General features: G+C 65.6%; 24 protein-coding genes and 1 pseudogene. 2 read left to right on the forward strand and 23 right to left on the reverse strand.

The features are described from left to right. The 13 genes and pseudogenes from ACZYZ3_RS10910 to ACZYZ3_RS10970 form a co-directional block, all read right to left on the reverse strand. Positions 1-423: pseudogene (locus ACZYZ3_RS10910) on the reverse strand (esterase); the annotation flags it as partial. Positions 424-428: 5 nt separating this feature from the next. Continuing rightward, positions 429-860 (reverse strand): DUF2550 domain-containing protein, encoded by a 432-nt coding sequence (locus ACZYZ3_RS10915; RefSeq protein WP_463963848.1) that lies wholly within the window; start codon positions 858-860, stop codon positions 429-431. 10 nt (positions 861-870) lie between these two features. Then, positions 871-1,155: a F0F1 ATP synthase subunit epsilon gene (locus ACZYZ3_RS10920; protein ID WP_307459655.1), complete on the reverse strand. Its 285-nt coding sequence runs from the start codon at positions 1,153-1,155 to the stop codon at positions 871-873. 1 nt (position 1,156) lies between these two features. Continuing rightward, complete coding sequence (gene atpD, locus ACZYZ3_RS10925) at positions 1,157-2,611, reverse strand: F0F1 ATP synthase subunit beta (protein ID WP_463963849.1); 1,455 nt, start codon at positions 2,609-2,611, stop codon at positions 1,157-1,159. Between the two features lie 79 nt (positions 2,612-2,690). Beyond that, the gene (locus ACZYZ3_RS10930) at positions 2,691-3,584 is read right to left on the reverse strand and encodes a F0F1 ATP synthase subunit gamma (protein WP_463903419.1); all 894 of its coding nucleotides are present in this window, start codon (positions 3,582-3,584) and stop codon (positions 2,691-2,693) included. 76 nt (positions 3,585-3,660) lie between these two features. Further along, positions 3,661-5,298: a F0F1 ATP synthase subunit alpha gene (atpA, locus tag ACZYZ3_RS10935; RefSeq protein ID WP_282382575.1), complete on the reverse strand. Its 1,638-nt coding sequence runs from the start codon at positions 5,296-5,298 to the stop codon at positions 3,661-3,663. Between the two features lie 82 nt (positions 5,299-5,380). Continuing rightward, positions 5,381-6,205 carry a F0F1 ATP synthase subunit delta gene (locus tag ACZYZ3_RS10940; protein ID WP_463963850.1) on the reverse strand — a complete coding sequence of 275 codons (825 nt, stop codon included), beginning with the start codon at positions 6,203-6,205 and terminating at the stop codon, positions 5,381-5,383. Continuing rightward, a complete protein-coding gene (locus tag ACZYZ3_RS10945) occupies positions 6,205-6,753 on the reverse strand; it encodes a F0F1 ATP synthase subunit B (RefSeq protein WP_463963851.1) in 549 nt (182 codons plus the stop codon). Before ACZYZ3_RS10945 ends, ACZYZ3_RS10940 begins: the two co-directional genes overlap by 1 nt. Before the next feature lie 57 nt (positions 6,754-6,810). After that, positions 6,811-7,014, reverse strand: coding sequence for an ATP synthase F0 subunit C (gene atpE, locus ACZYZ3_RS10950; protein ID WP_009356484.1), 204 nt, complete (start codon positions 7,012-7,014; stop codon positions 6,811-6,813). A 77-nt stretch (positions 7,015-7,091) separates the two neighbouring features. Next, complete coding sequence (gene atpB / locus ACZYZ3_RS10955) at positions 7,092-7,892, reverse strand: F0F1 ATP synthase subunit A (RefSeq protein ID WP_463963852.1); 801 nt, start codon at positions 7,890-7,892, stop codon at positions 7,092-7,094. Between the two features lie 91 nt (positions 7,893-7,983). After that, the gene (locus ACZYZ3_RS10960; protein WP_463963853.1) at positions 7,984-8,313 is read right to left on the reverse strand and encodes a hypothetical protein; all 330 of its coding nucleotides are present in this window, start codon (positions 8,311-8,313) and stop codon (positions 7,984-7,986) included. Continuing rightward, on the reverse strand, positions 8,306-8,791 hold the full coding sequence (locus ACZYZ3_RS10965; RefSeq protein WP_463963854.1) for a hypothetical protein: 486 nt from the start codon (positions 8,789-8,791) through the stop codon (positions 8,306-8,308). The genes ACZYZ3_RS10960 and ACZYZ3_RS10965 overlap by 8 nt, the downstream gene beginning before the upstream one ends. Before the next feature lie 122 nt (positions 8,792-8,913). Beyond that, a complete protein-coding gene (locus ACZYZ3_RS10970; RefSeq protein ID WP_463963855.1) occupies positions 8,914-10,047 on the reverse strand; it encodes an MraY family glycosyltransferase in 1,134 nt (377 codons plus the stop codon). 296 nt (positions 10,048-10,343) lie between these two features. On the opposite strand from ACZYZ3_RS10970, the gene ACZYZ3_RS10975 reads away from it, so the two are divergent. Continuing rightward, positions 10,344-11,240: a glycosyltransferase gene (locus ACZYZ3_RS10975; RefSeq protein ID WP_463963856.1), complete on the forward strand. Its 897-nt coding sequence runs from the start codon at positions 10,344-10,346 to the stop codon at positions 11,238-11,240. Here ACZYZ3_RS10975 and ACZYZ3_RS10980 read toward each other — a convergent pair. From ACZYZ3_RS10980 to argS, 10 genes are all read right to left on the reverse strand, one after another. Further along, a complete protein-coding gene (locus ACZYZ3_RS10980) occupies positions 11,237-12,004 on the reverse strand; it encodes a WecB/TagA/CpsF family glycosyltransferase (protein WP_463963857.1) in 768 nt (255 codons plus the stop codon). The genes ACZYZ3_RS10975 and ACZYZ3_RS10980 overlap by 4 nt on opposite strands. After that, a complete protein-coding gene (locus ACZYZ3_RS10985; protein ID WP_463963858.1) occupies positions 12,001-12,885 on the reverse strand; it encodes an L-threonylcarbamoyladenylate synthase in 885 nt (294 codons plus the stop codon). Before ACZYZ3_RS10985 ends, ACZYZ3_RS10980 begins: the two co-directional genes overlap by 4 nt. Positions 12,886-12,919: 34 nt before the next feature. After that, on the reverse strand, positions 12,920-13,792 hold the full coding sequence (gene prmC, locus ACZYZ3_RS10990; protein ID WP_463963859.1) for a peptide chain release factor N(5)-glutamine methyltransferase: 873 nt from the start codon (positions 13,790-13,792) through the stop codon (positions 12,920-12,922). A gap of 17 nt (positions 13,793-13,809) precedes the next feature. Beyond that, the gene (prfA, locus tag ACZYZ3_RS10995; RefSeq protein WP_463963860.1) at positions 13,810-14,883 is read right to left on the reverse strand and encodes a peptide chain release factor 1; all 1,074 of its coding nucleotides are present in this window, start codon (positions 14,881-14,883) and stop codon (positions 13,810-13,812) included. A gap of 194 nt (positions 14,884-15,077) precedes the next feature. Beyond that, entirely contained in the window at positions 15,078-17,300 is a 2,223-nt protein-coding gene (gene rho, locus ACZYZ3_RS11000) for a transcription termination factor Rho (protein ID WP_463963861.1), read from the reverse strand. Between the two features lie 323 nt (positions 17,301-17,623). Next, positions 17,624-18,610 (reverse strand): homoserine kinase, encoded by a 987-nt coding sequence (gene thrB / locus ACZYZ3_RS11005; RefSeq protein WP_463963862.1) that lies wholly within the window; start codon positions 18,608-18,610, stop codon positions 17,624-17,626. A gap of 2 nt (positions 18,611-18,612) precedes the next feature. Next, positions 18,613-19,719, reverse strand: a complete 1,107-nt coding sequence (thrC, locus tag ACZYZ3_RS11010; RefSeq protein WP_463963863.1) for a threonine synthase — start codon at positions 19,717-19,719, stop codon at positions 18,613-18,615. Beyond that, positions 19,720-21,111, reverse strand: coding sequence for a homoserine dehydrogenase (locus tag ACZYZ3_RS11015; protein ID WP_463963864.1), 1,392 nt, complete (start codon positions 21,109-21,111; stop codon positions 19,720-19,722). It lies immediately after the preceding gene. Next, a complete protein-coding gene (locus ACZYZ3_RS11020) occupies positions 21,112-22,623 on the reverse strand; it encodes a diaminopimelate decarboxylase family protein (RefSeq protein ID WP_463963865.1) in 1,512 nt (503 codons plus the stop codon). A gap of 5 nt (positions 22,624-22,628) precedes the next feature. Continuing rightward, the gene (gene argS / locus ACZYZ3_RS11025) at positions 22,629-24,278 is read right to left on the reverse strand and encodes an arginine--tRNA ligase (protein WP_463963866.1); all 1,650 of its coding nucleotides are present in this window, start codon (positions 24,276-24,278) and stop codon (positions 22,629-22,631) included. 203 nt (positions 24,279-24,481) lie between these two features. On the opposite strand from argS, the gene ACZYZ3_RS11030 reads away from it, so the two are divergent. Then, complete coding sequence (locus ACZYZ3_RS11030; RefSeq protein WP_463963867.1) at positions 24,482-24,919, forward strand: FMN-binding protein; 438 nt, start codon at positions 24,482-24,484, stop codon at positions 24,917-24,919. Positions 24,920-24,922: the final 3 nt, after the last annotated feature.

A 24,922-nucleotide genomic window follows, 5' to 3' on the forward strand; every position in this document is an offset into this window, starting at 1 on the left:
CCCGGCGGGCCGGGCGGCGGCCGGCCGGGCGGCGGCGGGCCGGGCCCCGGTGGGTCGGGCCCCGGTGGGTCGGGCCCCGGTGGGTCGCCAGGTGTCCCACAGGCGCATCAGCCAGAGCAGCAGAGCCGCGACGGCGGGAAGGGACCAGGCCAGAACCTCGCGCGGAAGTTCCCCGGGGAAGACGGAGAAAACGTAGATCAGCGCCCAGTGCGCGCCGGCCAGCAGCGCGGCGGCGGCCAGGATCGCGGCGGCGGGGGGAAGCAGGGCTGCCAGCCGGCGGGGGGCTGCTGTGGCTCCCGAGGCAACCCGGGCGGCGGGACGTCCGCCCTGCCACAACAAGTAGACCAGGCCCGCGGTCCCCGCTGTCCAGGCGATCCAGAGCACCGGTCCGTCGACGACCCGGAGGTCTTCGATGAAGTCCACCGGGGCTAGCGCCAGGTGCCGACGCCGACGACGGGCCCGGCCTCAAGCCAGGACGAGAGCCCCGTGTAGGCGTCGAACCGCATGGCCAGCAGGACGTCCTGCCCTTCGTACCGGAGTTCGACTATCACGGCGTCGGGCTGGACATTGACAAGTTCGGATTCGGTGGGTTTGCGCCGGCCGATCAGCTCAAGCGAACTCCGGCGGAAGGTGTGCTTCGGCCGCATGCTCAGCGAGGCAAGGCGGAACCACTCAAGGTCGTTGTCCTGATAACGACAAACCCCCATCTGCCAGCTGTTTCCAGCCGTGCAAATGGAGGCGTCCACCGTGCCCAAGGCGCGCCGCAGATTGAAGCGGCGCACCCCGGAAAGGCACAGTGCAAATACCAGCAACCCAAAGACCGTTGCTAGGACGATGAACGGAAAAACTGTATCGTTCATCAAGGTCGTGCTAGCGGATCCCCGCAGTAGCCGCGTCGCCCATTTGGGCGTTGTCAGCAACAATGACGACCCGGTTGTTGTCGACGGAGAAGAACCCGCCGTCGACAACTACGGCAATGCGGTCGCCGGAGACCGGCTGGATTGCCAGCTCGCCTTCGGCCAGAATCGCCAGCAGGGGCGCGTGGCCGGGCAGGATTCCGATTTCACCATCGCTGGTGCGGGCCTTGACCATCGTGGCCGCTCCGGACCACACGAAGTGGTCCGCTGCGACAATCTCAACCTCAAGCTCAGCCATATTACTTGGTCTGTTCCTGGATCTTGGCCCACTGGCGCTCAACGTCATCCAAGCCGCCGACGTTGAAGAACGCCTGCTCTGCAATGTGGTCGAGTTCGCCGTCGCAGATCGCGGTGAAGCCTTCAACAGTGTCCTTGATGCCCACGGTGGAGCCCTCGACGCCGGTGAACTGCTTGGCGGTGTAGGTGTTCTGCGAGAGGAACTGCTGGATGCGGCGTGCACGCGACACGACGATCTTGTCTTCTTCAGAGAGTTCGTCAACGCCGAGGATGGCGATGATGTCCTGAAGTTCCTTGTTCTTCTGCAGGATCTGCTTGACGCGGACGGCCGTGTTGTAGTGGTCGTTGCCGATGTACTGCGGATCCAGGATGCGGGACGTCGACGTCAGCGGGTCAACGGCCGGGTACAGACCACGGGAAGCGATTTCACGGGAAAGTTCCGTGGTCGCGTCGAGGTGTGCGAAGGTCGTGGCCGGGGCCGGGTCGGTGTAGTCATCTGCGGGGACGTAGATGGCCTGCATCGAGGTGATCGAGTGGCCCTTGGTGGACGTGATGCGCTCCTGGAGGAGACCCATCTCGTCAGCCAGGTTGGGCTGGTAGCCCACGGCCGACGGCATGCGGCCGAGGAGGGTGGAAACCTCGGAGCCTGCCTGGGTGAAGCGGAAGATGTTGTCGATGAAGAGCAGCACGTCCTGGTTCTGCACATCGCGGAAGTACTCCGCCATAGTCAGGGCGGACAGGGCCACGCGCAGACGCGTTCCCGGCGGCTCGTCCATCTGGCCGAACACAAGGGCGGTGTCCTTGAGGACGCCCGCCTCTTCCATTTCAACCCAGAGGTCGTTACCTTCACGGGTACGCTCGCCGACACCGGCGAACACCGAGGTGCCGCCGAAGTTGCGGGCAACACGGGTGATCATTTCCTGGATCAGCACGGTCTTGCCGACACCGGCACCACCGAACAGGCCGATCTTGCCACCCTTGATGTACGGGGTGAGAAGGTCGATGACCTTGATGCCGGTTTCCATCATCTCGGTGGAACCCTCGAGCGTCGCGAAGGCCGGAGCCTTGCGGTGGATGGGCCAGCGCTCGGTGATGCCGAGTTCCGACTCAGCCACGTCCAGCGGCTGTCCGAGGACGTTGAAGATGTGTCCCTTGACGACGTCGCCGACAGGAACGGAGATGGGGGCACCCGAGTCCACTACAGCGGTGCCGCGGACGAGTCCGTCGGTTGCCTGCAGGGAGATGGCGCGAATGACGTTGTCGCCGAGGTGCAGGGCAACCTCGAACGTGATCGTCTTGGTCTCACCGTTGAGAGTAATCTCGGTGGTAAGTGCGTTGTAAATCGAGGGGATTGCGTCAGCCGGGAATTCGACGTCGACAACCGGGCCAATAACACGTGCAATACGGCCGGTAGCACCGGTCGTCGCGGCTACGTGTTCGGTAGCAGTGGCAGTCATCTCTCTCACTTCACTCAGTAGATGGCGTTGGGTTAAGTTTACTTTGGTGCAGGTACAGCGGAATCCGAGACCGGGCTGGCTAGGACGCGTTCAACGCGTCGGCGCCGGCCACGATTTCAGAAAGCTCCTGCGTAATTTCAGCCTGGCGGGCAGTGTTGCGCAGACGCGTGAACTTCTTGATGAGGTCCGTGGCGTTGTCGCCGGCGGACTTCATTGCCCGCTGGCGGGCTGCCAGCTCCGAAGCTGCTGCCTGCAGCATCGCGGCGAAGATGCGTGATTCGATGTAGCGCGGCAGCAGAGCATCAAGAACCTGCTCCGTTTCCGGCTCGAATTCGTAGAGCGGCAGGAGGTCCGATTCGGACGCAGCCTGCTCTTCGACAACCTCAAGCGGGAGTAGACGGATAACCGTCGGCTCCTGGGTGACCATGGACTTGAAGCGGGTGTAGACGACATGGATCTCGTCGACGCCGCCCTCTGCATAGTCCGTCGCAAAGTCAGACAGCAATGCCTCGCCGATTTCCTGTGCGGTGGCAAACTCCGGCGCATCCGTGCCGCCGGTCCAAACGCGCCCGTACGGACGGTTCCGGAAGTCGAAGTAGGCCTGCGCCTTGCGGCCGACCAGGTAAAACTTGACTTCCTTGCCTTCCTCGACGAGCAACTCGTTGAGGCCTTCCGCCTGCTTGAGCACGCTCGCGGAGTACGAACCTGCAAGGCCACGGTCCGAGGTGATTACCAGGACGGCGGCCCGGCGGATCTGCTCCGGCTCGGTGGTCAGCGGGTGGTCGATTTCGCTCTGGCTTGCGACAGCAGAAACGGCACGCGTGATGGCGTTTGCGTAAGGCAGTGAAGCTGCTACGCGTGCTCGGGCCTTCCCGATGCGCGAGGTAGCGATCAGTTCCATCGCCTTGAAGATCTTGCGCATCGACGTCGTCGAGCTGATCTTCTGGCGGTAGACCCGGATCTGGGCTCCCATACTTATCCTTTCCTAAGATCCCGGTGGCCGGGACTGCCGGAACCCGGTGGGGTCCCGGCAGTCCCTGCCAGCGAAACTAGCGCTTCTGCTTGACGATTTTTTCCTGGTCGACCTGTGCCTCATCGATGGGGGCGTGCTCTTCGTGCCCCGCACCAACCAGGTGGTTGTCTCCCTCGCCGAAGAAGCCCTTCTTGAAGTCCACGATCGCGGTCTTCAGAGCTTCTGCAGTGTCATCGCTCATGACGTTGGTCTGGGCCAGCGTCGTCAGGATGGAGGACTTGTGCTTGAGGTGCTCCAGGAACTCGGTCTCGAAGCGGTTGATGTCCTCAACCGGAACGTTGTCGAGGTGCCCGTTGGTGCCGGCCCAGATGGAGACGACCTGGTTCTCAACCGGGAACGGCGAGTACTGGCCCTGCTTGAGCAGTTCCATCAGGCGTGCGCCACGGGTCAGCTGCTGGCGCGATGCGGCGTCGAGGTCCGACGCGAACATTGCGAACGCCTGCATGTCGCGGTACTGAGCCAGTTCCAGCTTCAGGGTACCGGAGACCTTCTTCATGGACTTGACCTGGGCGGCGCCACCAACACGGGAAACGGAGACACCCACGTCGACGGCCGGACGCTGGTTGGCGTTGAAGAGGTCCGACTGCAGGAAGATCTGGCCATCAGTGATGGAGATCACGTTGGTCGGGATGTAGGCGGAGACGTCGTTTGCCTTCGTCTCGATGAGCGGCAGACCGGTCATCGAACCGGCACCGAGCTCGTCGGAGAGCTTGGCACAACGCTCCAGCAGACGGGAGTGCAAGTAGAACACGTCGCCCGGGTAGGCTTCGCGTCCCGGCGGGCGGCGGAGCAGCAGCGACACTGCACGGTAGGCCTCGGCCTGCTTGGAGAGGTCATCAAACACGATGAGGACGTGCTTGCCGCCGTACATCCAGTGCTGGCCGATGGCCGAACCGGCGTACGGTGCCAGGTACTTGAAGCCTGCGGGGTCGGACGCGGGGGAAGCCACGATGGTCGTGTACTCCAGTGCGCCGTTGTCCTCAAGGGTCTGACGGACAGCCGCGATCGTGGATGCCTTCTGGCCGATGGCCACATAGATGCAGCGCACCTGCTTGTTGACATCCCCGGAGGCCCAGTTGGCCTTCTGGTTGATGATCGTGTCGATGGCGATAGCCGACTTGCCGGTCTGGCGGTCACCGATGATCAGCTGACGCTGGCCGCGGCCGATCGGGATCATGGCGTCGATAGCCTTGAGGCCGGTCTGCATTGGCTCGTGAACCGACTTGCGCTGGGTCACGCCGGGCGCCTGGAGTTCCAGGGCACGGGTGGTTTCGGCCTTGATCTCGCCGAGGTCATCGATGGGCTCGCCCAGCGGGTCGACAACGCGGCCGAGGAAGGCGTCGCCCACCGGTACGGACAGAACCTGTCCGGTGCGGTGAACTTCCTGGCCTTCTTCGATCCCGGTGAAGTCACCGAGGATGATAACGCCGATCTCGCGGACGTCGAGGTTCTGGGCCAGGCCCAGAGTGCCGTCTTCGAAGCGAAGCAGCTCGTTCGCCATGACCGAGGGAAGGCCCTCAACACGGGCGATGCCGTCACCTGCGGTTGTTACACGGCCAACCTCTACGCGCTCTGCGTTTCCGGGTTCGTAGGACGCCGCGAACTCGTTCAACGCATTACGGACGTCGTCGGCGTTGATGGTCAATTCGGCCATCTGCAGTCCCTGCTCTCCTGTTTTCGTGATCATCGTTGCTCACGATGACCGGGGTTTCGTTTAGTTGTGCTGGTCCGGCTGGCTAAGCAAGCTGGCGGTGGAGCTGGCCCAGGCGGGCGAGCACCGAAGCGTCTACCACTTCGTCACCAACCTGGATCCGGATGCCACCGATCAGTGCCGGGTCAACGTTCATGTTGATCTTGAGCTCGCGCCCGTACAGGGCGTTCAGCCCTGCCTGCAGACGGCTGGTCTGTGTCTCCGTCAGCGGACGGGTGACGCTGACCGTGGCAATCCAGCGCTGCTGGCGCTTGGCTGCCAGCTCCGCGAAACGACGGACGAGCTTGGTTGCCTTGAGGCCACGCGGCTGCGAAACTGCCTGTCCAATAAGGACCTTCGCTTCCTCGCTTGCACGTGGTACGAGCTTTTCGGCGAGGGCAACCTTGGCGGCCGCGCTAGCCTGCGGCTCGGACACAGCACGCTGTACCTCGTGGTTGGACTCCACGGCCTGGTTGAAGGAGAACAGATCGTTCTCCAGCGTTTCCAGGCCGGTGATCCCCGAGGCAGAGACGGCAGACTTGTTCTCAGCAACGGCAATTACCACCGAAGCGGCAAGAGTCTCGAGTGCATCACCGATATCCCGGGCCGACGCCCAGCGTGAGCTGGCCAGTCCGCTCGCGATATCCACAGCGTCCGCGGAGACTTTCCCGCCGAAGAGCTGCTTGATAAGCGCCGACTTTTCGTCACCGCTGCGGGACGGGTCAGTCAGGGCGCGGCGCAAGCCAGCCGAGCTGTCCACCGTTCCCAGGATTCCGAAGAGTTCCTTAGCCAACTGCAGCGAGGCGAATGGAAGCTTGGCTTCCAGCGCCACCAAGGCCGCGGTGAGCGATTCGCTCGATACACCTGCCATTACTTAGCTGCACCTGCGTTCTGGTTCTCCAGATCTGCCAGGAAGCGGTCAACCACACGGGCTGAGCGCGCGTCGTCCTCGAGGGACTCGCCAACAATGCGGCCTGCCAGGGTGGTGGCCAGCGTGCCAACTTCCGTGCGCAGCGACACAACGGCCGCCTGGCGCTCGGACTGGATCGCCGCGTGCGCCTGGGCCGTGATGCGGGCAGACTCAACAGCTGCCTTCTCCTTCAGGTCCGCGAGGATCTGAGCGCCTTCGGCACGTGCTTCCTCGCGGATGCGGTTGGCCTCGGCACGGGCATCGGTGAGCTGCTGCTTGTACTCTTCGAGAGCAGCGGAAGCCTCCGCCTGGGCCTTTTCAGCCTTGGCGATGCCACCTTCAATGGCCTCGGCACGCTCTGCGAAGGTCTTCTCGAACATCGGGACAACGTACTTGACCACGATGAACATGAGAACAGCGAAGCCGGCGAAGACGACGCCCATTTCCCAGACATTGGGAACCAGAGGGTTGGTGCCCTCTGTGGCGGCTGAGATGATCAGCTGATTCATAATTCACCCGTCCTTATCTACTCGGTTCTGGATGTTCGCTTAGTTCTAAAGTTCAGACTAAAGAACGAACGCGAAGACCAGGCCGAGGATGGCGAGGGCTTCAGTCAGCGCGAGGCCGAGGAATGCGATCGGCTGGAGAACACGCTGTGCCTCCGGCTGACGTGCTACGCCGTTGATGTACGCGGCGAACACGAGACCAACACCGATACCACCGCCGATTGCGGACAGACCGTAACCTACGAGGTTGAGATTGCCTTCCATTTTTTTCCTTTCAAGATGCCATCTATGTGGCAGGTTGTTTGGTGTACTTCATCCCCAGAGGGGAAGATTTTGGGTGCCTAGTGGCTATCCGCGTGCAGCGCGCCTTCGATGTAGATCGCGGTCAGCAGCGTGAACACGTACGCCTGCAGGACCATGATCAACGCTTCCAGCATGTACATGGCGATCGCCCCGCCAAGGACGAGAACCGAAGCGCCCTTCAGCAGGATGTTCTCCTGCGTGACGAGGTACTCGATACCGGAACCGGCGATCATGACGATGAGGTGGCCGGCCAGCATGGTCGCGAACAAACGCAGACTGTGCGTTACCGGGCGGACCAGGAAGTTGGAGATGATCTCGATCGGAATCACGATCGGAAGAATGTAGCCCGGGACTCCGGACGGCACGGTGGCCAGCTTGAAGTAGCGCAGACCGTTCTTCTTGACGCCGATGACGATCCAAGTGACATACACGATCGCGGCCATCACGTAGGCGCCGCCGACATGCGAGAAGGTGGGGAGCTGGATCACCGGAATGGCGCCGTAGATGTTGTTCACCAGGATGAAGAAAAACAGGCTGAACAGCAGCGGGACGTACTTCATGAAGTCTTTGCCGCCGATGATGTCCTTGCCGATGCCGTTGCGGACGAAGCCGTAAGCGGCTTCACCTGCAAACTGGAGCCTGCCGGGGACGAGCTGACCCTTGCGGGCAGCCATCAGAAAGAATGCGGCGATAATAACGACCGAAAGGATTACCAGCAGCATCTGCTTGGAAAATCCGTCGGCCGCCCCCCACGGCAGGATTGCCGGCAGGTGGATTTCTTCAATTCCAGGAGGCGTAAAAGTTCCTGAATCTTGGGCCGGGAGCGCAAGCGCGATCAACGCGTTTCCTCTCTGCAGTGTCCATCATTGGGCGTTGGTCGGGGAAAGGCAACGTTGCTGTCGCATTCTCCCCGTGTGAAATTATTTGGCATTACTGATCCTCGTCCTTGGACGGGCCACGTGCAGTATTGTCCCCGCCAACGGATTTATCCGGGCTGGTGAGGCCGTGCATATGAGAAAGATAGAACCCTCCCGCGGCTCCCAGCAGGGCGCCTGCGAGTACAATCCAGCGGGTTCCCCACAGATTATCCAGACCCCACCCTATCAAACTCCAGACGAGGATTCCGCCAACAATGTAGCTAAAGACGGCGATGCCGGCGTTGTATCCGCCGTCGCGTCCGTTGTCGGAAACACCGGGGGCTCCGGAGGTGTTTTCCCGGCTGCGGGGCTGGTTCGCGGGGCGAACTTTGCGGCTAGACATCGGTGTCGCCTTCCGTGGTCTCGGGGTCGTTGTAGAGCTGGAGCCGGGCCTTGCTGAAACCATAGATTTCGGCGGCCTGCCACAGCACCACGGTCACGACGGCGCCGGCCAGGAACCAGCGCCCGTTCAGCCATTCGGGACTGCCGATGGCAAAAAGCACCACAGCAAAGCCCACGACCTTGATGAAATAGGTGCCCGCGAACAGCCCGATGGCTCCGGAGGAGTGGTTGCGGCCGCCGAAATGGCCTACCAGGAGGCTGATCGAGAAGAAAGCGATCACCAGCGCCCCGCCGAAGAGAGACGACAGCGCCGCGGCCATGCTGTCGATAAGGAACGCCGCCAGGCTGGTGAGCAGCAAGGCGCCGCCGCCAACGGCCGCACTGACGGCCAGCAGCCGCAGCCACAATGATTTTGTGGGACCTGAGACACCAACTTCTCCGGCGCCGGACGTTCGTCCGGGGTCGGCGTTGGAGGTCATGAGATCCCAATCGTCGAGGCGTGGCGTGCTGGTCAAAGTGGTGCGGCGTAGGACCGCACATGAATTCTACATGAGATAGAAATTATTCGGAAAAGCCCTGGGGTGGGCGCCTCCATGCAGTGTCATTCATCCTCGGCTGCAGAACGCGGCCCCAGTCCCGGAGCCCTGTGGCGCAGGTACGGCCATGCCGTCACCCCGGCCATGATGGCCATTGCGGCCACATTAACGACCATGACGACCTGCCACTGGAAGATGGCGAGGGCGAGGCCTCCAAAGGCCAGCACACAGGTCCACAGGTACATCAGGATCACGGCACCGCGGTGCGAATACCCGATATCCAGGAGCTTGTGGTGCAGGTGGCCACGGTCCGCGGACCAGGGCGAGCGCCCGAGCGCGGTGCGGCGCACGACGGCCAGGCCGAGGTCCAGCAGCGGCAGGAACAGGACCGCAAAGGGAAGCAGGATCGGGATGATGGTGGGGATGCCGTTGGCCCGGTCGTACAGCCCGGACGTGATCTGGCCGGTGGAGACAATGCCCGCCGAGGCCATGATCAGGCCGATCAGCATGGCCCCGGAGTCGCCCATGAAGATCTTGGCGGGGAACCAGTTGTGCGGCAGGAAGCCGATGCAGGCGCCGACGAGCACGGCGGTGAGCAGGGTGGCCAGATCCGAGCGGTCCAGCAGAATGGCCGTCCGGTGCACCCAGTAGGCCGTAAGGAAGAACGCCGTCCCCCCGATGATGGCCACACCCGCAGCCAGCCCGTCCAGGCCGTCGATGAAGTTGAACGCGTTCATCGTCGTCACAATTAGACCGGCCGTCAGTGCGATACTCACGGCGTCGCTCTCGATCACATACGGTTCCGGCACGAACGGAATGATGGTCATCCGGACGCCCCAGATCGCCACCACCAGGGCCGCGGCGCTTTGGCCGATGAGCTTGACCCACCAGCGCAGATCCAACAGGTCATCCGCCACGCCGACCAGCACGATAACGGCTGCGCCCGCGAGGATCCCCCAAAGCCCGTCGTTGTTCCGGAAGATGTCCTTGACGAAGAAGGACTGGCTGGCGATGAGCAGCGCTACGAAAAGCCCGGCAAAGATTCCGAGGCCGCCGAGCCTGGACACGGGGGTCGAGTGCATGTCCCGGCTGCGGATCGGGGAGAACAGCTCCATCCGGTTGCCGACATAGCGGGCACCCCAGGTCGCTGTGTAGCTCACGACTGCCGCCGAGAACATCATGAGAAGGTACATAATCACTGCGAAGACACCCGCTTGGAGCCGTCCGCCCAGGGCGCACCCGGTTTCACAGCCCGGAGCCACGATGATGCTGCGTGGCTCTTGGGGTGGGGTGAACTCGGTTGCTGTGGGTCTGTCTTGCGATAAATGAAACTTCTCCGTCGCCGTGCGCAGGGCAGGCAGTGCGTAGTGCCTGACAGGGCTGTATTACAGTGGACTCTAGTCAAGATACTAACGCCAACGGCCACTTGTCTTCGCGTCACACGGCCCATCGCCGGCGGGAAAACCACCGGCGGCCGTGCTGAAAGGAACACTCGATGACCCTGTCGGTTGCAGTTGCCGCCGTGACGTTTGACCGTCCCCGGGAGCTGGCGGTTCTGCTGAACGCCATCAACAACCAGACGGCATCGGTGCGTTCAATCTGCCTTGTCGACTCCGGCACGGTCCCCGCCCAGGATGTCGCGCAGGCGCACGAAAACGTGGATTACGTCCGGTCCGAGGCCAACCTTGGCGGTGCTGGAGGCTTCTCCCTCGCGATCCTTAAGGCTGTCGCCACCGGGGCCGACTGGATCTGGATGATGGACGACGACGCCGAGCCCGGCGACCCGGAATGCCTCGCCACGCTCGTCCGCGAGGCGGAGGCCAGGGACCTCGAGGCCGTCGTTCCGCTCGTGGTTGCCCCCGGCCACCCCGACCGGCTCTCCTTTTTCTTCCGCCTGGACGGCAAGGTCACCCACGACCGTGCCGAGGTGGAGAAGATCGGTTTCCTGCCGGACGACGGGCACTTCTTCAACGGCGCGCTGATCCGCTCGGATGTCTTTTTCAAAGTCGGCCTGCCGGACATGCGCCTGTTCATCCGCGGGGACGAGGTGGACTTCACCATCCGGCTCCGCAAGGCCGGCATCCGCTTCGGCACCGTCACGACGACGGCGATCACGCACCCCCACGCCTTTTCCGAGACCAAGCACGTCTATGGCGCCCGGTGGCACGTCATCGTGCCGGAGTCGGCCTTCAAGCGCTACTTCTATTACCGGAACCGCGGGTACCTCATCCGCCGCCACTTCCGGATCAAGTCGTTCGTCGCGGATGTTGGCGGCTACCTCGGCTACTTCCTGCAGCGCGGGGATCTCCGCGGTCTGGCCGCCTGGTTCGGGGCCTTTTCCGCCGGGCTGCGCGGCAAGGGCTTTGGCCCCCTTAAGGACCAGAAGTTCTAGCGCCCGGGCTGTAGCCGGCGCCGGATCAGCAGCCCGGCGAGCAGCCAGGGCTCCCCGAAGACCCGGTAGGCGACCCGCCGGGGATCCAGGAGCAGCCGCCAGGCCCATTCGAGGCCCAGTCGTCCGAGCCACCGCGGTGCCAGTTTCTGGATCCCCGCAATCTGCTCGATCGCACCGCCCACGGCACAGTAGACCGCCGGGGGCAGCGTTGCCAGCCGGCGGGCGAGAACCTGCTCCTGCAGCGGCATGCCCAGCCCGAGCAGCACCAGCTGCGGCCCGAATTCCGCGAGCCACGTGAGCGCCGAGTCCTCGAGCTGGTTGTTCCAGCCCTCCCCCGGCAGTCCGGCCACCCGGGCCTGCGGGACCAGGGCCGCGAGACGGGCCACGGCCTGGGAGTTTGCCTCGGGTCCGGCTCCGATCACGGCAATCCGCTCAAGACCCTCGACGTCCGCCAGCGCAGGGATCCAGTCCGTGGAGCCCAGCCGGTAGTCCATGCCGGGCCCCCCGCCCTGCCGCGCCCCGCTGCCGCGGGCCCAGAACATCAGCACCGGCGCGCCGTCGATCAGGACCACGTCGCTTTGGTCGTAGAACGCCCGGAAGTCGGGGTCGGAGTGGCACAGTGTGACGCTGTGCAGATTGTGTCCCACGACCGTGCGGGTAGTGCCTTCGGCCACGAACCGGTTCAGGACCACTGTCAGTTCAGGAACCGTCAGGGGCGTCGCGTCCACGTCAAGGACGGGGACGCGTTGTCGGGCGAGGATCATGCGGTGCCGGCCCCCGCGCTGGGACGTTGGGCAGCCGCGGCGGGTTCCCCATTTGCCGGTTCCGCATTTTGAGCAGGCTCCATGGTTCCGGCGGGCTCCCCGGGTTCCCCGGGCCCGGCAGTTTCCGCCGTGGCGGCGCCGTCCTCTGCAGCTTCCGGCTCTGCAGCTTCCGGCTCTGCAGCGTCCGGCTCGGCAGCTTCCGGCTCTGCAGGTTCCGGTTCCTCACCGACGCCGAGTACGGACGGGACAACCTCGCGGAGCCGTTCCAGGCTGATGGCGCCTTGGCGGACCACCCGCAGCGGCACGGCGGTGGCATCAACAATGGTGGAGGGCAGGGCGTCGGCGCCCTCGGCCGGACGCGGCCCGCCTTCCAGGTAGACCTCCACTGACTCTGCGAGCTGGGCTTCGGCCTCGGCGGCGGTCAGCGCTGCCGCCTGGCCCGTGCGGTTCGCCGAGGACACGGCCAGCGGCCCGGTCAGCGTCAGCAGGTCCTGGGCGACGTCGTCCGCGGGGATCCGCAGGGCGACGGTGCCCTTGGTCTCGCCAAGATCCCAGTCCAGGGACGGCTGGGCATGCAGGATCAGCGTCAGTCCGCCCGGCCAGAACGCCTCGGCCAGGCGCCGGGCCTCGGCCGGAACGTCCGTGGCGAGGCCGTCGAGGGCATTGAGCCTCGGAATCAGGACCGGGGGCGGCATTTTCCGGCTGCGGCCTTTTGACGCCAGCAGCAGGGTCACCGCCAGCGGTGAGAACGCATCGGCGGCGATCCCGTACACGGTGTCCGTCGGGAAGACCACGCACTTGTGGTCCCTGATGGCCCGCTGGGCATGTTCAAGTCCGGCAGCGCGCTGCTCAGCTGCTGTGCAATCGTAGCTAGTCGTCACTGGCCTATTCTTTCATCACTTCGTTTGCCCGGGTTCACCGCGGGCCGGCCGGGTCGGCAAGGACGGCGCTGGTGGCGCGGTCCCTGCCGTTGAGGTCAGGATGGGTGGCCACCTCGGCCCACAGCCCGGAGCGCTCCAGCATCGCGGCGATCCAGCCGGACTGGACTTCGGCGTGTTCCATCACGAAGTAGCCGCCAGGAACCAGCAGCCGTGCCGCGGAGGCTGCGGCCGCCGTCGGGAGCTCCATGCCGTCCGCTCCCCCGCCGTACAGTGCTTCGGGGGGATCGTGCAGCGCCACTTCGGGTTCGTTGGGGACCGCTTCGGCGGGGATGTAAGGCGGATTGGACACGACGACGTCGAACGTCCCGTTGTGCTCCGGCAGGGCATCGCGCAGATCTCCGCGGATCAGGTGGACGCCGAGCGGCAGCAGGTTCCGGGCAGCCCAGGCGTGCGCAAACTCACTGACTTCGACGGCGTGGACCTCCGCGCCGGGAACCTCGTGCGCGATCGAGCCGGCGATGGCCCCGGATCCGGTGCCCAGGTCCACCACCTTGGGATGTGCCAGGCCCTGCAGCCGGTCAATCACGAGCTGCACCACGGATTCGGTTTCCGGCCGGGGAATGAACACTCCCGGCCCGACGGCCAGTTCCAGGTAGCGGAAATGCGCGACGCCGGTGATGTGTTGCAGCGGAATGCGCCGGGCGCGCTCCCCGATGAGCTCCTGGTAGCCCTCCGGGGCTGCGGTGTCGCCCAGCATCAGTGCCCGGAGCCGGCCAAGCCCGACGCCGAGCAAATGCTCGGCGAGGAGTTCGGCGTCGGCCCGGGGACTCGGCACGCCAGCGGCCGCCAGGACGGCTGTGGCCTCGCGGACCGCGTCCGCGAGGCTCAGCCCGGTTCCTTCTGTCATCACTGCGCGGGCCAGGATCAGTCGCCGATGGCGTCGAGGCGGGCCTGTTCGTCCATCTCGATGGCCGACTGGATGACCGGCTCCAGGTCGCCGTTCATGACCTGGTCCAGGTTGTAGGCCTTGTATCCGGTACGGTGGTCCGCGATCCGGTTTTCGGGGTAGTTGTAGGTCCGGATGCGCTCCGAGCGGTCCATGGTGCGGATCTGTGACTTGCGCTGGGCCGAGTTCTCGGCGTCGATCTGCTCCTGCTGGTGCGCCAGGATGCGGGCGCGGAGGACGCGCATGCCGGCTTCGCGGTTCTGCAGCTGTGACTTCTCGTTCTGCATGGCCACCACGATTCCGGTGGGAAGGTGGGTGATCCGGACGGCGGAGTCGGTCGTGTTCACGGACTGGCCGCCGGGGCCGGAGGAACGGTAGACGTCGATCTTGAGGTCGTTCTGGTTGATCTCAAGTTCTTCGGGCTCGTCCACTTCCGGGAGCACCAGCACGCCGGCCGCGGAGGTGTGGATGCGGCCCTGGGATTCCGTCACGGGAACGCGCTGCACACGGTGCACGCCGCCTTCGAACTTGAGCCGCGCGTAGACGCCCTCGGCCGGATCGTTCGAATTGCCCTTGATGGCCACCTGGACATCCTTGTAGCCGCCCAGGTCGGATTCGTTGGCGGATATCATCTCGGTCTTCCAGCCGCGGGTTTCCGCGTACCGGGTGTACATCCGCAGCAGGTCCGCCGCGAACAGGGCAGCCTCGTCGCCGCCTTCGCCGCCCTTGACCTCGAGGATCACGTTGCGGGCGTCGTCCGGGTCGCGCGGGATCAGCAGCCGGCGCAGCTTGGCCGCCGCCGTCTCCAGCGCAGCCTCGAGCTCCGGCACCTCGGCCGCAAATTCCGGGTCCTCCCCCGCCATTTCCCTGGCAGCCGCAAGGTCATCCTGGATGCCGTGCCAGGCATGGTACGCCTCGACAATGCCGTTCAGCTGGGCAGAACGCCGCCCCAGCTTCCGGGCCAGCTTCTGGTCAGCATAAACAGCAGGATCCCCAAGTTGTGCCTGGATGGCGTCATGCTCATCCAACAGGCCCTGTACGGACTCAAACATTTTCAAAACCTCTTTCGACTCTTACAAGTCTAGTTACTGCAACGCGGGGTCACTTACGGCCCGTCCTGTGGTCCCTGATGGGCTCTAGGTGACCCCGCGTTGCTTCCTGAAGCGGAGGAACCGGTTAACGCAACAACCGCCCGGGTAATTGGCGGCCCGGGAAGGGCCGCCAATTTCCGAGCGGTTACGCGTCGCTACTTGTCGTTATCGGACTTCGCACCGAGCGTCGTCTTCTGCACCTGCATGAGGAACTCGACGTTGCTCTGGGTCTCCCGGATCTTGTTGGTCAGCAGCTCAAGGCTCTGCTGCGTTTCGAGTCCGGAAAGGACACGGCGCAGCTTCCACATGATCTTGACTTCCTCGGGGGACAGCAGGTTTTCCTCACGGCGGGTGCCGGACGCATTGACGTCCACGGCCGGGAAGATGCGCTTGTCCGCGAGCTGGCGGGACAGGCGCAGTTCCATGTTGCCGGTGCCCTTGAACTCTTCGAAGATGACCTCGTCCATCTTGGAGCCGGTCTCGACGAGCGCGGTAGCCAGGATGGTCAGCGAGCCACCGTTTTCGATGTTGCGGGCTGCACCGAAGAAGCGCTTCGGCGGGTACAGCGCTGCAGAGTCGACGCCACCGGAGAGGATACGGCCGGAGGCCGGCGCCGCCAGGTTGTAGGCACGGCCCAGCCTGGTCATCGAGTCGAGGAGAACCACAACGTCCATGCCCATTTCCACGAGGCGCTTGGCACGTTCGATGGAGAGCTCGGCCACGGTGGTGTGGTCGTCGGCGGGACGGTCGAAGGTGGAGGCAATGACCTCGCCCTTGACGGTGCGCTGCATGTCCGTGACTTCTTCGGGGCGTTCGTCCACGAGCACCATCATGAGGTGGACCTCAGGATTGTTGGTGGTGATGGCGTTGGCGATGGACTGGAGGATGAGCGTCTTGCCGGCCTTCGGCGGCGAAACGATCAGGCCGCGCTGGCCCTTGCCGATCGGGGCAACCAGGTCGATGACGCGGGGGCCGATCTTCTTCGGGTCCGTCTCAAGGCGCAGGCGCTCGGAGGGGTACAGCGGGACGAGCTTCGCGAATTCGACGCGGTCCTTGAGTTCCTCGGGGGTCTTGCCGTTGACCGAGGTGACGCGGACCAGTGCGTTGAACTTCTGGCGCGCGGTCTGCTGCTGGCCCCCCTGCGGGGCCTCGCCTTCACGCGGTGCGCGGATGGCCCCGACGACGGCGTCGCCCTTGCGCAGGTTGTACTTCTTGACCTGGGCGAGGGACACGTAGACATCGTTCGGGCCCGGCAGGTAGCCGGAGGTGCGGATGAACGCGTAGTTCTCCAGCACGTCCAGGATGCCGGCGACGGGCAGCAGGACGTCGTCCTCGGTGACCTCGACGTCGTCGACGTCCGGTCCCTGCACGCGTCCCCGACGGCGGTCGTTCCGGTCGCGGAAGCGGTCGTTGCGTGAGGTGTTGTCGCGGCTGTCCTGCCCGCCCGAGCGCTCGGGACGGTCATTGCGGTCACGCCGGTTCCGGCGGTTCCGGCGGCTGCCGCCGTCGCTGTCGTCGCCGTCGCGGTTGTTGTCGCGGTTGGCACTGTTGTCGCGGTTGGCACTGTTGTCGCGGGTGCCGGCAGCCTCGTCGCGGCCGCCGCGGGTGCGGGCGCCCTCACGGCGCTGGCCGTCTTCGCTGCCCTGCTCCGCCTGGCGCTGTTCGGTGCGCTGTTCGGTGCGCTGTTCGCTGCGCTGGTCCGAACGCTGCTCGCTGCGCTGGTCCGAACGCTGCTCGCTGCGCTGGTCCGAACGCTGCTCGGCCGGAGCCTCGACAACGGTTGCGGCCGGGGCTGCGGACTGCGCTGTGTTCTGCCCTGCGCCCTGTCCCGCGGACTGCTCGGCGGCATCGCCGCGGCGGCGGTTGCGGGTGCGCGGCTGGCGGGTGCGGTCACTGCCTTCCGTCGAGGCAGCGGCGGAGCCGTTCTCGGCAGAGCCTGCCTCGGCGGAAGCCCCGGGGGCGTCCGCGGCCGGAGCGGCTGCGGGGGCCTCGGCGGCGGGAGTCGTGATGACGCCGTCGCTGCCGGCGCGGCGGCTGCGGCCACGTCCGCGGGCACGCGGGTTCTCCTGGGCCGGGGCCTCAGAGTCGGCGGCGGGCGCTGAGGCCTGGGCGACGGTACCGTTGTCGGTCGCCTTTTCAGCAGCGCGGGCCGGAGCCTTGCTCACCGGAGTACCGGCGCGGTGGGCGGAAATGGCAGACACGAGGTCGCCCTTCCGCATCCGCGAACCGCCGGAAATCCCCAGCTGGCTGGCAAGAGCCTGGAGCTGGGCGAGCTTGAGGCCGGCGAGGCCGCTGCTCTTGGCGGGTGCTGCCGGAGACGATCCGGCAGCAGAAGATGATGTTTCCACAGCTGAAGACAGCTCAGTGGTTTCGGTCACGAAGGATCCTTCCCCCTCGACGGCGTCCAGGCCAGGAGCTGGACGCGATGATTTGATCTGGGCTGCAGTTCAGATCTGCAGCCGGGATTTCGGCCTTGCCGGATAGATATTGGCCAGCACGGCCGGATATAGCAACACCGGCCGCATTCCGGAAGATAAGGAACGGCGGGCTGACGTTTTCAGGGGTGCAGAGATTGTTCTGCGGATTCCTGCGTCAGACCAAAAGCAGGTGGCACCGGAAAATATTGCGCAGTGAAGATGAGACAGGCAACTACGCCAACATCGCGGTCTTTTGAACAGTAACTGAATTACTGCCTGCGTGATTACCGCCGGTGCACTTCCACTTTAGCACCTTCGACGTCCACAGCCAGCTTCATCACACGCCAGCCCACGTCCGGCGTGTTGCCGGACGCGAACGTGCCGATGAACCCGACGGCGGCATCGGCCTGGGCCTGTCCGTTGGCGAGGACCAGTACGGTGGGTCCGGCGCCGGAGACGACGGCGGCAAAGCCCGCCCGCCGCAGGGCTGCGATCAGGTCCGCGCTGGGGCGCATGGCCGCGGCGCGGTAGCTCTGGTGCAGGTAGTCCTCGGTGCCGGCCAGCAGGAATTCCGGCTTTTGCGTCAGGGCGTGGATCAGCAGAGCCGCACGTCCGGAGTTCATGGCCGCGGCGTGGTGGCCCACCGAGGCAGGCAGCAGCGCCCGTGCGGCGTCCGTGGAGAGTTCGAAGTCCGGAACGGCAACCACCGGAATGACCGCGGAGGCGACCGCCGCGCAGGTGCTGCTGTACTGGTCACTGTCCTGCCACGACAGCGCCAGCCCGCCGAAAATCGCCGGTGCCACGTTGTCAGGGTGCCCTTCCATCTCACTGGTGAGCTGCAGGATCCAGTCCTTGTCCCGGCGCGATGCCTCCGGGACCAAGGCATTGGCTGCGGTCACCGCGGCGACGACGGCACAGGCCGAGGAGCCCAGGCCGCGGCCGTGCGGATTGATGTTGTCTGCCGTGATACGCAGGCCGGCGTGCCGGAAGCCCAGGCGGTGCAGGGCCTCCGTGATGGCCCTGACCACCAGGTGGCTGGCATCGCGGGGCAGGGATTCCGCCCCTTCACCGCTGAGCTCGAATTCCAGCTCGCCGCTGTCCAGGGTTTCCACCGTCAGCGTGTCGAACAGCGTCAGCGCCAGGCCGAGACTGTCATACCCGGGGCCGAGGTTAGCGCTCGTGGCCGGCACGCGGACCGTCACGAGCTGCCCGGCCGGAACCGCCGGCGTGTCGGCGGCGGATTCGGCCGGGATGGTGAGGGTGGTTTCCACGGTTACTTTTCTTCCAGTCCCAGGGCCGTGGCCACGGTGACCACGTCGTTCGAGACCTTGACGGGCTCCACTTCACTGCCGTCCTCGGTGCGGAGCGCCCACTGCGGGTCCTTGAGGCCATGGCCGGTGACCGTAATGACGATCGTCTTGCCGGCCGGCACTTCGCCGGCGGCATGCTTCTTGATCAGGCCAGCGACGCCGGCAGCGGAGCCCGGCTCGACGAAGACGCCTTCACGGGCGGACAGCCAGCGGTGGGCGGACAGGATTTCCTCATCCGTCACCGCTTCGATCACGCCGCCGGACTCGTCGCGCGCGGCGATCGCGGAATCCCACGAGGCGGGGTTGCCGATCCGGATGGCGGTCGCGATCGTGTCGGGTTCCGTGATCGGGTGGCCGGCGACGAACGGTGCGGCGCCGGCGGCCTGGAAGCCCCACATGACAGGGGTCCTGGTGGAGACTGCGGCCAGCGTTCCGGCGGTGACAGACTCAAACGGTGCGCAGTATTCCTTGTAGCCCTTCCAGTACGCGGTGATGTTTCCGGCGTTGCCCACCGGGAGCACGTGGAGGTCCGGGGCGTCACCGAGCCAGTCGACCACCTCGAAAGCGCCGGTCTTCTGGCCCTCGATCCGGGCCGGGTTGACCGAGTTGACCAGGAACACCGGGTAGGACTCCCCCAGCTTGCGGGCAATGTCGAGGCAGTCGTCGAAGTTGCCGTCGACCTGCAGCAGGGTTGCGCCGTGCGCGATCGCCTGGCTCAGCTTTCCCATCGAGATCTTGCCCTCAGGCACCAGCACGACGCATTTGAGCCCGGCCGCGGTGGCATACGCGGCCGCCGAGGCGGAGGTGTTGCCGGTGGAGGCGCACACGACGGCTTTGGCACCGGCGGCGACCGCCGCGGTCATGGCCATGGTCATGCCGCGGTCCTTGAAGGAGCCGGTCGGGTTCATCCCCTCAACCTTGAGGTAGACCTCGCTGCCGGTAAGGGCGGAAAGCTGCTGCGCGTACACCAGCGGGGTGCCTCCCTCCCCCAGGGTGATGACCTTGGTCGCCTCGGTGACCGGCAGTCGTTCGGCGTATTCGCGGATAACGCCGCGCCATTGGTGAGCCACTTAGACTCCTTCTACCCGCAGTACGGATGTAACTGAATTGATGACGTCCAGGCCCTTGACGGCCTCGACGGTGGCTGCCAGTGCAGCCTCACTTGCACGGTGGGTCACGATCCGGAGCTCCGCTGACTCGACATTCGAATCAGCATCGCGGTGGATGGTCTGCCGCATGATTTCAATGGAAACGCCGTGCTCGGCAAAGAGCCGGGCGATCTTGGCCAGCACACCGGGCTGGTCCGCTACGTCGAGTCCGATGTAGTAGCTGGTGACCGCGGCGGCGATGGGAAGGGCAGACACCTTGCCCGTTGTGGTCTCGGCGCGGCCGGGACCGCCCAGGACGATGCTGCGGGCAGCGGAGACGAGGTCCCCCATCACGGCAGAGGCGGTCGGCTTGCCGCCGGCGCCCTGGCCGTAGAACATCAGCTCGCCGGCGTTTTCGGCCTCGATGAAGACGGCGTTGAACGCTCCGCGCACCGCCGCCAGCGGGTGTTCGCGCGGCAGCAGGGTCGGGTGCACGCGGACGGACACGCCCGTGTTCCCGTCGGCTGTTTCCGTGCCTGTTTTTGTGCCTGTTTCCGTGCCTGTTTCCCTGCCTGTTTCCGTGCCTGTTTCCCTGCCTGTGGCCCCCAGCTTCTCGGCGATCGCCAGCAGCTTGATGACGAAGCCTGCGTCCTTCGCCGCGGCGATGTCGGCGGACGTGACGGAGCTGATGCCCTCGCAGTACACGTCATCCAGCGAGAAACGGGTGTGGAAGGACAGCGAGGCAAGGATGGCGGCCTTGGAGGCGGCGTCGTAGCCCTCGACGTCGGCGGTGGGGTCCGCTTCCGCGTAGCCCAGCCGCTGGGCCTGGGCCAGGGCGTCGGCGAACTGCGCCCCGGTGGAATCCATCTGGTCCAGGATGAAGTTGGTGGTGCCGTTGACGATGCCGAGCACCCGGGTGATCCGGTCGCCGGAGAGGCTGTCCCGGATGGGCCGCAGGATCGGGATCGCGCCGGCAACGGCCGCCTCGTAGGACAGCTGTACACCGGCCTTGTCCGCTTCCTCGTGGAGGGTGGGGCCGTCTTTGGCAACGAGCGCCTTGTTGCCGGTGACCACGCAGGCGCCGTTGCGCATGGCGGTCAGGATCAGGGTCCGGGCGGGTTCGATTCCGCCCATCAGCTCGATCACCAGATCGGCGTCCTTGACGAGGCTCTCCGCGTCGGTGGTGAACAGCCCGCGGGGCAGCTCGACCTCGCGGGCGGCCTCGAGGTTGCGCACGGCGATGCCGGCCAGCTCCAGGCGGGCGCCGGCGCGTGAGGCGAGCATGTCGGCGTCGTCAAGGAGAATCCGCGCGACCTGGGCCCCGACGTTGCCACAGCCCAGCAGGGCTACTTTCAGGGTTCGCAATTCGGTCATTCAGACTCCCATGTCGCGGTTGAGCAGATCTTCTTCGGTTTCCCCGCGGACAATGAGCCGGGCAGATCCGTCGCGCACAGCGACAACGCCCGGCCGGGCCAGATAGTTGTAGTTGCTTGACAGGGCCCAGCAGTAGGCGCCGGTACCCGGTACAGCGAGCAGATCACCGGCTGCCACGTCCTCGGGCAGATATACATCTCTAACAACTATGTCGCCGCTCTCGCAATGTTTGCCCACTACGCGGGAAAGCTGCGGGGCCGCGTCCGAGGTCCGGGAGGCCAGAATTGCCGAGTAATCCGCGTCGTACAGCACCGGGCGCGGGTTATCGCTCATGCCGCCGTCCACCGACACATACCGGCGCGGGTACGTAACGTTTTCGCAGGCTTGGCTGGCTTCGCCGGGTTCTTCAGGTTTGCCGGCTTCGCCGGGTGCCGGTGCATCGACCCGGACGGTCTTCAGCGTGCCCACTTCGTAGAGCGTGAAGGTGGTGCTGCCGACGATCGCACGGCCCGGTTCGATCGAAATCCGCGGGGCGGAAATCCCCAGCTCGGCGCATTTGGAGCGGACGACGGCGGCCATCGCCTGGGCGATTTCGGCGGCCGGGCGCGGGGTGTCCACCGGCGTGTAGGCGATGCCGTAGCCGCCGCCGAGGTCCAGTTCGGGGAGCACGATCGAGTACTTGTTCTGCATCGCGGCCAGGAAGTCCAGCAGCTTCTCCGCGGCGAGGGCGAAGCCGTCCGGCTCGAAGATCTGCGAACCGATGTGGCAGTGCAGGCCCAGCAGTTCGATGCCGGGGTAGCCCGACGCCGCGGCCACGGCTTCCTCGGCCGCGGACAGCCCGGCCTGCTCGGTGGAGTCCCCGGCCATGGACAGGCCGAACTTCTGGTCCTCGTGGGCTGTGGCGATGAATTCGTGGGTGTGGGCGTGCACACCCGGGGTCAGCCGCAGCATGACCTTCGCGATTTCGCCGCGGGCGTCGGCGATTTTGGCGACGCGATCGAGTTCGGCGAGGCTGTCCACCACGATCCGGCCCAGTTTCAGGTCCAGCGCGCGGTGGATCTCGCCGTCGGACTTGTTGTTGCCGTGCAGCGCGACGTCGGCGCCGGGGATCCCGGCGCGGGCGGCGACGGCGAGTTCCCCGCCGGAGGCTGTGTCCAGCCGCAGCCCCTCTTCCTCGACCCAGCGGACCACTGCCGTGCACAGGAAGGACTTGCCGGCGTAGTAGACGTCCACTCCCCCGCAGATGTCAGCGAAGGCGTCGTTGAAGGCATCAGAAAAAGCGCGGGCCCGGGCCCGGAAGTCGTTCTCGCTCATCACAAACAGGGGTGTGCCGAACTGGCGCTGGAGCTCGCTGACGGGGATGCCGTCGATGGCGAGTTCGCCCTCGTCATTCCGGGCCACCCCGGCTGCCCACAGCGGCTCGTGCAGGGCATTGAGGTCAGCGGGGACGGCCAGCCATTCGGGCGCCAGCGGGGAGCCCGCGCCGGCGGTGGTGGACGGGTTCGTGTTCATGGCGGTTACATCCGTTCCGGCGCCGAGACGCCCAGCAGTTCCAGCCCGTTGGCCAGCACCTGGCTCGTGGCGTCGTTGAGCCACAGCCGGGTGCGGTTGAGATCGGTGATCGGTTCGTCGCCCAGTGGCGCCACACGGCAGGCGTCGTACCAGCGGTGATACGCGCCGGCGACGACCTCGAGGTGGCGGGCCACGCGGTGCGGCTCGCGCAGTTCGGCGGCCTTGGCCACGATCGAGGGGTAGCTGCCGAGGTAGGAGAGCAGCTCGTTTTCGGTAGCGTGCTCGAGGAGCGATGCCTCGAAGCAGCTGCGGTCCACCCCGGCGGCAACGGCGTTGCGGGCCGTCCCGCGGGACCGGGCATGCGCGTACTGGACGTAGAACACCGGGTTCTCGTTGCTGTGCTTCTTGAGCAGTTCCGGGTCCAGGGTCAGCGGCGAATCGGCCGGGAAGCGGGCCAGCGAGTAGCGGACCGCGTCCTTGCCCAGCCAGGAGATGAGGTCCTTGAGCTCGATGATGTTCCCGGCACGCTTGGAGAGCTTGGCGCCGTTGACGGAGACCAGCTGGCCGATCAGGACCTCGATGTTGACCTCGGGGTCGTCACCGGCGGCGGCAGCAATGGCCTTGAGCCGGTTGATGTAGCCGTGGTGATCCGCGCCGAGCAGGTAGATCTTCTCGGTGTAGCCGCGGTCCTTCTTGGACAGGTAGTAGGCGGCGTCGGCGGCGAAATACGTCGGCTCGCCGTTCGCGCGGATCATCACGCGGTCCTTGTCATCACCGAAGTCCGTGGTGCGCAGCCAGACCGCGCCGCCGTCGTCGTAGACGTGGCCCTGTTCCCGGAGCCGCGCCACGGCGTCCTCGATCGCCCCGCCGTCGTGGAGTTCCTGTTCGGAGAAGTAGACATCGAAGGCGACGCCGAACTCAGCCAGGGTGCGCTTGATGTCGTGCAGCTGGGCCTTGTAGGCCGCACCGCGGATCACCGGCAGCGCGGCGACGTCGGTCAGCTCACGGATGCCCGGGTGCTGGGTCAGCACCTCATGGCCAAGATCAGCGATGTACTTGCCGGGGTAGCCGCCCTCCGGGACCCCGCGGCCGTGCAGCCGGGACAGGACCGAGTGGGCGAAGACGTTCATCTGCGACCCGGCGTCATTGATGTAGTACTCGGCTGTGACGTCGGCGCCGGAGGCCCGGAGGACGCGGGCAATCGCGTCGCCCAGGGCCGCCCAGCGGGTGTGGCCGATGTGCAGCGGCCCGGTGGGGTTGGCGGAGACGAATTCCATGTTGACCGTGTGGCCCGCGAGCGCGGTGTTGGTGCCGTACTCCGGCCCAGCCTCGACGATGGCCTTCGCCAGGGCGCCGGCGGCGGCAGCGTCGACGGTGATGTTCAGGAATCCCGGACCGGCGATGTCGACGGCGGAGACCCCGTCGATGGACTTCAGCCGGGCACTCAGGACCGAGGCGAACTCCCGCGGGTTGGTGCCCGCCGTTTTGGCCAGCTGCAGGGCGATGTTGGTGGCCCAGTCGCCGTGGTCCCGGTTCTTCGGTCGCTCGACGCGCACCTCATCCGGGACATCGGATGCGGGGAGGGTGATTTCACCGGCGGCGACGGCGTCCTTCAGGCAGGCGGATATGGCGAGGGAGAGTTCTTCTGGGGTCACGGTTCCAGCCTACCGGTGGCCTGCAGTGTGGCGGAATTGATGCTGGTCCACCGGGTGAACCACTACGCTGATTCATACGTTGTCATGGGAGTATCCGCTCGCGGGTCGTTGTCATGGGAGTATCCGCTCGCGGGTCACAGCGCTCGGGTCACAGCTCTCCGTCATTGCCCCTTTCGATCGTCGCCAGAGAAATGAGCAGCCACATGAACACCTCTTTCCGGAAAAGCGTTTTCGTTGGCATCGCAGGGCTGTCCCTGGCCGGCTCCGCGGCAGGCTGCGCGCCGGGGCAGGCCACCGGCACCCCGGCAACGAGCGCCGCACCGTCAGCCGCCGCGGGCGGCGCCAGCTATAAGGACGGCAGCTACAGTGCGGACGGCAACTACGTCTCACCGAACGGCACCGAGACGGTGGGGGTGACCCTGACCCTGGCCGGCGGGACCGTGTCCGACGTCCAGATCACCCAGCATCCGTCGAACCCCAACACCAGGAAATTCCAGGGCGAATTCGCCGGCGGCATCCAGTCCCAGATCGTCGGGAAGAGCATGGACGAGATCAAGGTCTCCAAAGTGGCCGGTTCATCCCTGACCAGCGGCGGCTTCAACCAGGCCGTGGAAAAGATCAAGTCCGAGGCACGGGCATAACAG

The organism is Pseudarthrobacter linnaei, assembly GCF_055412825.1.